The organism is Prochlorococcus sp. MIT 1318, assembly GCF_047304505.1.
In the GTDB taxonomy this organism is placed as follows: domain Bacteria; phylum Cyanobacteriota; class Cyanobacteriia; order PCC-6307; family Cyanobiaceae; genus Prochlorococcus; species Prochlorococcus marinus_D.
Window position 1 is genome coordinate 1,087,643 of record NZ_CP138958.1, and the last position, 11,844, is coordinate 1,099,486.

General features: G+C 37.4%; 10 protein-coding genes, 1 tRNA gene and 1 pseudogene. 10 read left to right on the forward strand and 2 right to left on the reverse strand.

What is annotated here, in order from left to right:
- Window positions 1-107 precede the first annotated feature (107 nt).
- The 9 genes from neuB (at window position 108) to SIB66_RS05420 (ending at window position 9,579) form a co-directional block, all read left to right on the forward strand.
- A complete protein-coding gene (neuB, locus tag SIB66_RS05380) occupies window positions 108-1,085 on the forward strand; it encodes an N-acetylneuraminate synthase (RefSeq protein ID WP_063421628.1) in 978 nt (325 codons plus the stop codon).
- Window positions 1,086-2,264 (forward strand): UDP-N-acetylglucosamine 2-epimerase, encoded by a 1,179-nt coding sequence (gene neuC / locus SIB66_RS05385; protein WP_063406365.1) that lies wholly within the window; start codon window positions 1,086-1,088, stop codon window positions 2,262-2,264. It abuts the gene before it with no gap.
- Entirely contained in the window at window positions 2,261-3,145 is an 885-nt protein-coding gene (locus SIB66_RS05390; protein WP_063406364.1) for a methionyl-tRNA formyltransferase, read from the forward strand. The genes neuC and SIB66_RS05390 overlap by 4 nt, the downstream gene beginning before the upstream one ends.
- Before the next feature lie 11 nt (window positions 3,146-3,156).
- The gene (locus SIB66_RS05395) at window positions 3,157-3,819 is read left to right on the forward strand and encodes a PIG-L deacetylase family protein (RefSeq protein ID WP_236070245.1); all 663 of its coding nucleotides are present in this window, start codon (window positions 3,157-3,159) and stop codon (window positions 3,817-3,819) included.
- 135 nt (window positions 3,820-3,954) lie between these two features.
- Window positions 3,955-5,250 carry an aminotransferase class III-fold pyridoxal phosphate-dependent enzyme gene (locus SIB66_RS05400; RefSeq protein ID WP_236070244.1) on the forward strand — a complete coding sequence of 432 codons (1,296 nt, stop codon included), beginning with the start codon at window positions 3,955-3,957 and terminating at the stop codon, window positions 5,248-5,250.
- A complete protein-coding gene (locus SIB66_RS05405) occupies window positions 5,250-5,960 on the forward strand; it encodes an acylneuraminate cytidylyltransferase family protein (protein ID WP_063406361.1) in 711 nt (236 codons plus the stop codon). The genes SIB66_RS05400 and SIB66_RS05405 overlap by 1 nt, the downstream gene beginning before the upstream one ends.
- 8 nt (window positions 5,961-5,968) lie before the next feature.
- On the forward strand, window positions 5,969-6,754 hold the full coding sequence (locus SIB66_RS05410) for an SDR family oxidoreductase (protein ID WP_236073756.1): 786 nt from the start codon (window positions 5,969-5,971) through the stop codon (window positions 6,752-6,754).
- A gap of 21 nt (window positions 6,755-6,775) precedes the next feature.
- On the forward strand, window positions 6,776-7,771 hold the full coding sequence (locus tag SIB66_RS05415; RefSeq protein WP_236070242.1) for an SDR family NAD(P)-dependent oxidoreductase: 996 nt from the start codon (window positions 6,776-6,778) through the stop codon (window positions 7,769-7,771).
- A gap of 86 nt (window positions 7,772-7,857) precedes the next feature.
- Window positions 7,858-9,579: a carbamoyltransferase gene (locus SIB66_RS05420; RefSeq protein WP_074160841.1), complete on the forward strand. Its 1,722-nt coding sequence runs from the start codon at window positions 7,858-7,860 to the stop codon at window positions 9,577-9,579.
- Window positions 9,580-10,869: 1,290 nt separating this feature from the next.
- Here SIB66_RS05420 and SIB66_RS05425 read toward each other — a convergent pair.
- Window positions 10,870-10,941 (reverse strand) — tRNA-Thr (locus SIB66_RS05425).
- A 138-nt stretch (window positions 10,942-11,079) separates the two neighbouring features.
- On the opposite strand from SIB66_RS05425, the gene SIB66_RS05430 reads away from it, so the two are divergent.
- Window positions 11,080-11,244 carry a photosystem II assembly family protein gene (locus SIB66_RS05430; protein ID WP_413410354.1) on the forward strand — a complete coding sequence of 55 codons (165 nt, stop codon included), beginning with the start codon at window positions 11,080-11,082 and terminating at the stop codon, window positions 11,242-11,244.
- A gap of 81 nt (window positions 11,245-11,325) precedes the next feature.
- Here SIB66_RS05430 and SIB66_RS05435 read toward each other — a convergent pair.
- A pseudogene (locus tag SIB66_RS05435) lies at window positions 11,326-11,835 on the reverse strand (low-complexity tail membrane protein); the annotation flags it as partial.
- Window positions 11,836-11,844: the final 9 nt, after the last annotated feature.

Below are 11,844 nucleotides of genomic sequence, written 5' to 3' on the forward strand. Positions count from 1 at the left end.
TAGTAGAATCAAAGCAGTAAATAATAATATCAACTGTAGAATAGATGGCGTTTTAGTACTTGCCAAGTGCCTTCTTGTAGCTTAGCATGAATAGAGTGAAAAATTAATTGGTATTTATCGTTGCCGAGGCTGGGGTTAACCACAATGGATCAGTATCGCAAGCCAAAGAATTAATCGATGCTGCCAAAGATTGCGGTTGTGATGCTATTAAATTTCAGGCATGGAAAGCTGAACACTTAGCATCGAATGATGCGCAACTTGCTGACTATCAAAAATCTCAGGTAGCAGCAAGCAGCCAGTATGAAATGCTAAGCAAACTATCTCTTGAGAAGGAAGACCATATTATGTTGAAGCAATATTGTTTTGACAAAGGAATTCAGTACCTTTGCTCTCCGTTTGATATTGAAGGAATAGAAATGTTGTCAGATTTTAACATGAGTAAGGTAAAAGTGCCCTCAGGTGAAATAACTAATTTGCCATATCTTAGAAATCTATCAAAGTACAAGTGGGACATAATCCTATCGACAGGAATGAGTGACATGAGTGAAATCGAGTCAGCTATAAGTATTTTAAATTGTAGGGACAGGATTACACTCCTGCATTGTACAAGTGAATATCCAGCACCTTACAATGAAGTCAATTTGAATTGCATCAAAACAATGCACAATAGATTTCAAATGCCAATTGGATATTCAGACCATACAATAGGAATTGAGGTCGCAATAGCTGCGGTAGCAATTGGAGCATCTATAATAGAAAAACATATTACACTAGATACAGGAATGAATGGGCCCGATCATATTGCTAGCACAGAGCCTAAAATGTTCAAACGAATGGTGGAATCAATTAGAAATATTCAATTAGCGATGGGCAATGGTATAAAACTATCTCAGGTGTCAGAGGATAAGAATAAAATAAATATTAGGAAATCAATATATGCTACAACTGACATCTTAGAGGGCCAATTAATTAGAGAAAAGATGATTACATGCAAAAGACCTGCAACAGGAATGTCTCCAATGGAATGGGATACTATAGTCGGCTCACAAGCAAAAAGAACGTATAAAGCAGGTGAGCAAATCTAAATGGCAAAAAAGTTAAAAAAGTTGTGCATAATTACGGGATCAAGAGCCGAGTATGGGTTGCTGAAGGAAATAATCAGGATGGCAAATGATGATAAGGATATTGAGCTATGCCTAGTTGTTACGGCTTCACACCTATCAAATGAACTTGGCTACACCGTAGATGAAATAAGACAAGATGGCATCCCAATATCATATGAAATTGAAATGTTAATAGGAAGTGATACTCCTAGAGCAATTACTAAGTCTTCCGCTACTCTTATGATTGGATTAGCAGATTTGCTAGAGAAAGAGAGACCTGAATGTGTTCTTTTGTTAGGGGATAGATATGAAATTCACGCGGCATGTACATCAACAATGCTTGCAAATATACCAATTGCACATATTCATGGAGGTGAGCTAACTCAGGGTTTGATAGATGATTCAATAAGGCACAGTATAACAAAAATGTCACATATACATTTTGTTGTTGCAGAAACTTACCGTAGAAGAATAATTCAAATGGGAGAAGATCCAAAATATATATATAATGTTGGAGGATTGGGGGTGGATGCTATTAAAAATACATCTATTAAAGATAAGAGAACATTGGAGCGTGAAATAGGATTTGACTTTGGAGAAAAATCACTCATAGTTACACATCATCCCACGACCCTTAAGACAGCTTCAGATAACAAGGAAGAAATTGAAAGTATAATAAAAGCCTTGGAATTACATAGTGATATAAATCTGCTATTTACAGGAGTAAATGCGGATACTTATAGTCGAGTCATATTCGACACGGTTAAAAAGTTTTGTTCCAGAAGAAGAAACGCAATTATTGTAAATTCGCTGGGCAAGGACCGATACTTTTCCTGTCTTGCATACGCTGACGGTGTATTAGGAAACTCGTCGAGTGGGATAATGGAAGTCCCTTACTTTAAGAAAAGCACAATCAATATAGGAGATAGGCAAGCTGGCAGAATTAGAATGCCAAGCATTATTGATTGTGGCACAGGTGTAAAAGAGATTTCTGAAGCAATAGATAGACTGTTTTCACCAGATCAACAAATACTAGTTAGTCAAATGCATTCATTCCCATATGGCTATGGAGGGGCATCCAACCAAATCATAGAAATTCTTAAAAACCTAGATACTCGCGATTTAACAACCAAAAAGTTCAATGATATTATGTCTAAATGAAAATAATCGTGATTGGTTGCGTTGAATTTACACAAGTATGCCTTCAGTCGTTAATAGACAATAAATGGCCAGTCGCTGGCCTTATCACTAAGAAAAAGTCCATTCAAAATTCCGATTTTATCGATCTATCGGTATTTTCTAGAAAAAACAATATACCTATTCATATTACAGAGAATGGTAATGATATCAATACAGAGAAATGGTTACGGACAAAAAATCCAGATTACCTGTTATGTTTGGGATGGTCTCATATACTATCAAAAACTATAATTGAGATCCCTTGTGTTTGTACAATTGGTTATCATCCGTCCTACTTGCCAAAAAATCGAGGACGACATCCTTTGATTTGGGCATTAATATTAGGATTAGACAAGACAGGATCTACATTCTTCAGAATGAATGAAGAATGCGACTCGGGCGATATAATTCACCAGAAGGCAATAGACATTCTTTGTGAGGATAACGCAAGATCTCTATATAATAGAATAGGGAAGATAGCCTCTCAACAGTTATTGGAAATAATGCATCTAATTCAGAATAAACAAATTATTTATAAAGAGCAGAATCCAGAAGAAGTGAACTATTGGAGAAAGAGATCCACAGATGATGGTCTGATTGATTGGAGGATGAGTTCTCAAGCAATTTATAATTTAGTTAGAGCACTTAGCGAACCATATCCTTATGCTCATTTCACTTACAAAGGTAAATCCCTAAAAATACTAAGCTGCAAAATTCACAAGAATAACAATCCCAATATTATTCCAGGCACGGTGCTAGAAATTATGTCAGGCTCTATAATAGTCAAGACATTTGATTCATCCGTAGAATGTCAGATGATAGGGGCTGAATTAAATCTTTTAAGGGGCGCTACATTTTTATGAAAAAGAATATATTGATCATTGCTCCCCATCCTGACGATGAAATTCTCGGATGTGGTGGATATTTATTAAAAAAATCATACGACTCTAATCATATTATGGTCGTCTATGTAACTACAAGTAAGGATGGAGATTGGGAAGATTCATATATCAAGAGCAAGGCATTAGAAAGAGAAAAGATCTACCAGCAATTAAAGTTAAAAGGTATTGAAAGTAAATATATGAATTTTCCTGCAGCATCTTTAGATTCAATAAATCAAAAGGAGATCATACTAGCCTTTTCAGATATTTTTAAACTTCATATGCCTAACATAGTACTGCTTCCTAATCCTAGTGATATCCACTCCGATCATACAATTTGCTTTGAAATAGCGACAAAATGTTGTAAGCCTTTTAGGCAAAATTATGTGCAACAAATAATGTGCTATGAGACATTATCGGAAACAGATATAGCTTTAGATAGCAGATATAATAACTTCAGGCCTAATTACTTTCTACCACTCTCAAGTGAAATCATTGAGGCCAAATTAAAATTGCTTAGTATTTACAAGACAGAGACAAATAGTTTTCCATTCCCAAGATCATTGGAAGCAATAAAAGCCCAGGCAATGACAAGAGGTATACAAGTAGGTGCTAAGTACGCAGAGGCATTTCAACTCTTAAAACTCATAGAATGAACTAAAACTAGAGCTAGCAGGCAGAGTACTAGTTTAATATATATAATAATAACCACCTTGAAAACAATGCTTTGCATTCTAGTTGGTTAAAATCATCATATCTGTTTACACTCAATGCTAAACCTTTCTCTTGGGATGAATCTCTGGGAAGAGGCTAATTACTATATCCCTGGTGGTAGTATGCTACTATCTAAAAATAAAAATCTCTTCTCTCCTGAATACTGGCCTTGTTATTATAAAAAAGCCAAAGGGTATGTTGTTGAGGATTTGGACGGAAATCAGTTTATAGATTTTGCTAGTAACGGTATAGGAGCATGCACATTAGGATTCGCTAATACAGAGGTAGATGAACATGTAATAAAAACAGTCAAGAATGGAGTCATGTCTAGTCTAAATTGCCCTGCTGAGGTTGCACTAGCGAAAGCCTTAGTCGATCTACATCCGTGGTCAGATATGGTTAGATTTGCTCGGACAGGAGGAGAGGCTAATGCAATATCTATCCGAATCGCTAGAGCGGCCTCGGGCAGAGATAAGGTCGCTATATGTGGTTATCATGGATGGCATGATTGGTATTTAGCAGCCAATATTGCTGATAATGATCAACTTGGAGAACATTTACTAGAAGGTCTAGGTTCAAAAGGAGTTCCCAGTATATTAAAAGACACTGTTATCCCCATAAGGTATAATAATTTTGATGATTTAGAGAAAATCAAATTAAATGATGATATAGGCGTCTTAAAAATGGAACCCACGCGTATGTTTAAACCCGCAAATGGATACCTAGAATCGATTAGAGAGATCTGTGATAATAAGGGTATAATTCTCATCTTTGACGAGTGTACATCAGGATTTAGAGAGGCAAATGGTGGTGTACACCTTAACTCGCCGGTAGCTCCAGATATGTGTATTTTAGGCAAAGCATTAGGTAACGGCTATGCAATAACAGCTGTATTAGGTAGAAGGGATATTATGGAGCATGCCATAGATACATTCATTAGCAGCACTTTCTGGACAGAGGCTATTGGCCCAAATGCCGCTTTAAAGACATTGGAAATTATCGATAGAGAAACAACATGGCTTACTTTACCTAACCTTGGCAAGCAAGTGAAAGAGATATGGATGAAATATGGGGCAGATTACCAAATAGAGTTAGACGTTTCTGGTCTTGATGCTTTACCTGTATTTCGCTTTACAGGAGATAACTCAAGCATATTAAAGACTGCTTTTACTGAAATGATGCTTGACCGAAGAATTCTTGCCACCACACAATTTTATCCATCCATTGCACACGATTCTAACTCAATAAATCTATACGCTTCAGCTGTCAAAAATGTATTCTCAAAGATTTCAGATTATCTAAATCAAAACTTACCAGTCCACAAACTTTGCATTGGTAAAATATGTAAACCTAGCTTCAAGAGGTTGAACTAATGTCTAGAACGATCGCTATAATTCCTGCCAGAGCTGGTTCAAAAGGAATTCCAAAAAAAAATCTTTGTAACTTGTGTGGCAAGCCACTGGTTGAATGGACAATTGAATTTGCATTAAAGTCTACATTGATAGATAAAACCATTGTAACCACTGATGATCAACAAATTGCAGATATTTCAACAGATTTAGGTGCTTATGTACCATATCTTCGACCAGATTACTTATCAACAGATACCGCAAAAACTTCTGATGTTATCATTGATCTAATTAATAATGAGCTACTCTCAGACAACGATATATTGGTATTACTTGAACCCACCTCCCCTTTCAGGACAAAGTCAGATTTTCAATTAATTCATTCAATTTTAACAGGACAGAAATGTAGAAAAGCAGTAAGTGTATCTGAGGCAAAATCAGAAGCCTATCAATTTCAATTAAATAGAAATGATATTTCACCTGGAATGCTATCACCTTTGCTTGATTTACACCTGCCAAATGATTTAAGGAGGCAGGATATTCAACCTACCTTTTATTTGGATGGTACATTCTATCTATCCTATGTTCGCTCTTTCCGCGAATCTCCAGGTTTTTTAGGAGATTCAACAGGCTCAATTATTTCGCATCCATTTTCCAAATACGAAATTGATTGTCCAGCTGACATAGATCTCTACGAAGCTATTATTAAGCATGCTTATGCTAATCAATGGTAGTCCAAAGAATGGAATCTTGGCTCTCACTCGAAGGTAATACAGCACTCATTACTGGAGCAACAGGTCATATAGGCCAAAACACCGCAGAGGCCCTTGCTATTAATGGGTGCAACCTAATTCTATTAGATAGGTTTAAAGATAAACTTGCTGAATTACAGTCTGCATTACAGGCAGACTACCCTGTACTTATTGAGACTCATTACTTAGACTTTGAGCACCCAGACTATATCAATTCTCTTCGTGATTCACATTGTAAACTTGAAAGAGTTGGTATTTTTATAAATAACGCCTCATTTGTTGGCGAATCTAAATTAAGTGGCTGGAATGTAAGCTTTGACCAACAATCACACGAAACATGGGATAGATGTTTGCAGGTTAGCTTGCAGCCCGCATTTGCGTTAACGCAATTACTTTCTAAACCATTGGCTAATCATAGAGGTAGTATCATAATCATTTCGTCGCTATATGGTCATTCAGTCCCTGACTGGACCTTATATGAAGGGACTAATATGGGTAATCCTGCTGCATATGCTGTATCAAAAGCTGGATTGATTCAACTCACTAAATGGTTGGCAGCTACTCTTGGTCCTTCCATAAGAGTCAATTGTATTAGTCCAGGTGGCATATTTAGAAACCAGCCATCAAATTTTGTAGAACGCTACGTCAAAAAGACAAAATTAAAACGCATGGCCTCAGAAGTAGACATCAGCAATGCAATACTATTCCTCGCTTCACCTAGATCCGCATATATTACTGGCCATAATTTGAAAGTAGATGGAGGCTGGACGCTATGATAGAAAAATATAAATAATATAATGAAGGCTCTTGTAACTGGTGCTGACGGATTCATTGGCTCCCATCTCTGCCAATTCTTGCTTAATAGAAAATATGATGTCAAGGCATTATGTCAATACAATTCTTGGTCTTCATCGGGGTGGCTGGATACAATTAGCCAAGATGAGTATGATTCGATTAATATAATTCATGGTGACATTAGAGATGCGGCACAAATAAATAATTTGTTAGCCGATGTAGATATTGTTTATCATCTTGCGGCCCTTATATCAATTCCATACAGCTACTCATCGCCAATAAGTTATGTACAGACTAACACTCTTGGAACAATTAATATTCTAAATAGTTGCCTTCAGCATAATGTAGAGCGTCTTATACATACTTCAACTTCTGAATGTTATGGAAATTCTCTTTATGTTCCTATGGATGAAGAACATCCCTTAAACGCTCAATCACCATACGCAGCAAGTAAAATTGCAGCAGATCAGTTCTGCTTGAGTTTCCACAAAAGTTTCAATTTGCCATTAACAATTCTAAGGCCATTTAATACATATGGACCACGACAGAGCCTTAGAGCTGTTATCCCATCTATCATCATGCAAGCCATCCAAGGTAAAAAAACAGTTAGCCTTGGATCATTAATACCTACTAGAGATTTCACCCATGTATTTGATACTTGTGATGCATTCATTAAAGTATGCAATTCAAAAACTACAATTGGGCACGTTATAAACTGTGCAAGTAACTTTGAGGTTTCAATAAAGGAAGTTGTAGAGATTATTTCAAGGTTACTAGATACAGAGATTGTAGTTAAGACCAAACAACAAAGAGTCAGGCCTGAAGCATCTGAAGTTTACAGATTGTTTGGGGATAATTCTAAAATTAAGAAACTAACTGATTGGGAGCCAAAATTCCTAGGTAAAGCAGGATTTATAAATGGCCTTAGAGAAACTATAAATTGGTTTTATACTAATCAAAACCTATCCTGTTACAAGTCGATCGGCTATACTTACTAAGTCTCCATCTTGTATTTATTAACGCATCGATTTAAACTTTGTAAGCTTTTAAAACCCTCTATTATCAAAATTGTTACATAAAAGCTATGAAAATCCTTGGAGTTGGTCATGACCTGTGGATTTCATCTGCAACAATGATAGATAGTGGAAGAATTGTTGGGGCAATCGCTGAAGAAAGGCTTAATCGACAAAAAGGCTTTCAAGGATTTCCTCTAAAATCGATTAACGAAATACTGCACATAACTAATAGCTCTATTGAGGATATAGATCTTGTCTGTGTAGGCTGGAACCCGGCTCAGTACTTCAATACCCTGCATCCAAGATTTTCCAAAACACCGCGATGGAGAGCAGAAATGCTTTACGCCATACCAAATTATATACAATCAATGAGAAGTGATGTTCTCGACCCTCAATATACAGAGATTCAAATTGATGGAATTAGAAGTAGAATCATTTATTTTGATCACCACAAATGTCATTCATATTGTAGTCATCAACTCTCTGGATTTAATGAGTCGCTTAACATAAGTATCGACGGCAGAGGCGAACGTAAGACTTCTTCGATAAATATTATAAGTAAATCCCAATATGCCGAATTGGGATTTTCCCTTTTTCCAAGCTCATTAGGTTTGTTTTATGGTTCCTTCACGCAGTTCTTTGGATTTAAGCCTCACTCTGATGAATGGAAATTTATGGCTATTTCTGCAATGGGATCTAGAGATAAATATTATTTTAAATTTAAAGGAATATTGGATGAGATCATAACTATAGATAATCTTAGCATTAAACAGGATATGAAGTATTTTGGTTACGATCAACCTGATGTTTATGGAAAATCGTGGATTCAACCAGATCTACAAAATCGGCTTGAACTTTCTCCACTTCTGAGTTGGTCAAATACACATCATAATATACAAGTATATTATTCACTAGCGTTAGCAGTACAGGATACATTTGAAGAGCTATTATATGAACTAGTTGACAAGTCATCAAAATATACTGGGATTAAAAATATTACAATAACGGGGGGATGTGCTATGAACAGTTTGTGCAATGGAAAGTTAAATAGTAAATTTCCTGGTAAGAGCTTTTACATACCGCCATGTCCCGATGATAGTGGAATTTCCCTAGGAGCAGCGATATTAGGAAGTATTCATTCACAGCAAGAACTTTTTATCTGTGAACCCTCAGAATATATATATACAGGTAGAATCTATAGCAATATATACATTGAAAATATTCTTAAGAAATTCAATATTGTCTATGAAAGGGATTTGGATATTATAAATAAAACTGCTCAATATATTGCAAATGGCAAAATAGTTGGGTTTTTCTATGGTAGATCTGAATTCGGGCAAAGAGCTTTAGGTAACAGATCCATTCTCGGCGACCCACGATTTGTTAACACCAAAAATCGATTAAACAGGGCGATTAAATATAGAGAAGACTTCAGACCATTTGCTCCAGCAGTTTTAGAAGAATATTGTGACGATATTTTTGAAGACTATGTTGAGACTTTATATATGGAAAGGGTCTTGCGAGTTAAAAATAAATGGTCAGATAAAATTCCTGCTGTAATGCACAAAGACGGGACGGCGAGATTACAAACGGTAAGTCCTCATGTAAATAAAAACTTTTATTCCCTAATTAAACAATTTTACTCTATTACTGGTGTCCCAGTGTTGTTAAATACATCCTTTAATCTTAATGGAGAGCCAAATGTGGAAAAACCTGAGGATGCAATAAAAACTTTTTATTCCTCTGGTCTAGACATACTTGTTCTTCAAGAATATATAATAAAAAAATGATTGATGTTACTTTCCTTGGTGCAAGTGGATATATATGCAAAAATCTTCAGTTATCGTTGACTGATAAATGTGGCGTTAGTTTTAGTTCTAGAAGTGAAAGCTCTGACCAGGTCAAAGGTTATATAAAACCATCTGATATACCATTTAGTAATATTATTATTGACTTTTCCTGTAGAGCTGATGGCTACGACATATGTTCAACGGACTCTCTTGCTTCTACATATTTTCGTCTTGCGGAGAACTCCAGTCGATGCAATTATTACTTTTTTGTTTCGACGGCAGCCATTAACATTTGCAAAACCCTAAAGCTTGGATACAACAACTATATAGCTTCAAAAGTAGCACTTGAAAACATGTTATTTGGCTTAAATACTTGCAAGAGTATATCTTCTTTAAGATTGCCTGTTGTCTTTGGTGATAGGCCAAAGCCGTGCACTGTAATCGAAGTCTTTTATAATAAAATTAAAGGTTTTCGGTCAAAGCTCAGAGATCCATGCTCCTATATCTCTGCTATACACATAAGCGATCTTATTGATAGCATCAATGTATTGAGAAGGGATATTCATGATAATCAAAACTATGATCAGTCCATAGTACTAGTTTCTGAAAGCATACTTTATAATGCCGGCAAGCTCTTCGATGTAGTTACTGACCAATATATTCATAAGCGTTCCCTTAGCATAAACTGTATTGCCAAGCAATTAGAATTTTTTACATGCAAATTAGACTTGAACGATTGTCGCCATATCGCTGTACCTGATTACTCGCTGCCATTGCAAATAAAAAAATGGAATTCAAAATAATAATTGATAAGCCTCAGCTGGTTGTATATTCCTGATAGAATACAGTCACCATTTTTAATATTAGTTTTAGAGCTATTCCATTGAATACTTGATCTAAGAAAAGGTTTCGCTGCTTTCCTGTCAATATGTATTTATTGAATAGCCCTATTGCTAGGGTATTTATTACTGATATTAGGGATCCATTCTCAGGGTTGCTTTGACTGATATTAATTCTATCTTTAAGCTCTATACGTCTAGAATAATGCGTCAGGGACCTATTAGTTTGTAGATGTAAATTAGAAGCGTAAATGTTTTCTAATCTGTTCCAACATGTACTGGAGCTATTCCTTTTTTTTTAATCCTGTTCCATTCGGAAAATGGTTTATAATACAAAAATCGTATTTGATATTTCCATCACTAATGTCGACTTATTCTTCCTTGTTGGCTGTTGGTTAGATATTAGCGTATTCGTTTCAATTTACCCTTGAGTTAGCCCCCTTATGGCTGATGCCGGTGACGGGAATTGAACCTGCGACCTACTGATTACGAATCAGTTGCTCTACCCCTGAGCTACACCGGCAGTCTTTTTAACTTAACATTTAAGCATTGTGCTTTTGAACTGTTGGGCGACTCTTCTGGTCCTGGCTCAAAGTTGGATCCTGAGCTAAGAGAACGACTGATCCAAGAGTCACTCAGCCCTTGGCGGGGTTTCCGGCGGGTGTTCTGGTTCGCTTTCTTCGCTTCCGCCTGTATCGGTCTGTTGACGATGGGCTTGCGTGCCTCTTCCGGGAGCATTGTTCCCCTCTCTGATGTCTCCATTCAGATCGGAGCGCTTCTCCTTACTGGTTGGTTGCTTTGGATTGATCGCCGTCGCGGAACTTGAAGGAGTGGTTTGGAGTGCCGGCATGGTGAGCAGACTCAACCCCAGGCAAAGTCGTTCATGCTGAAGTTGTTCTTCGCTTAAAGAGGGGGCCTGGGCAAGTTCCTGGTCGGAGCGGGTTAGAAGCCAGAGGCTCTGGGTGAGCTGTTGCCACTGCCAAAGAACGAGAGCAAGTAGGGGGATGGCCGTAAGCAGTGTGACCAGTCGAGAGCTGCCTTGTAATGGCGAGAGGTCCATCACCAAAATGGAAGATTGATCGATCCACCAGAACATTGCGAGTAGGGCTGTTGATCCAACCAAGAGGCTCAAGCGAGGGATCAAGCTCTGCTGAAGACCACTGAGCTGACGCTGGGCCTCTGAGCGTTGACTCAGTGGGCGCCGCAGGAGCAGTAGTGATCCCCAGTCGGCAGGGCGTTTCCAGAGGACGAGGGTTGGCGTTAACACCGCTACAGCCCAGGTGAGTAGACGTTCGAAGACTGGAACAGGCCCCAGATCTGCCCCGGCTAAAACCAGTCTCAGTAATAGCAATTCTATCGGGATCGCCCCAATAGCGATGAGCTGAAGCCAGAGCAGTGGTTCGCGTTGGGCAATCACAACAAGTTG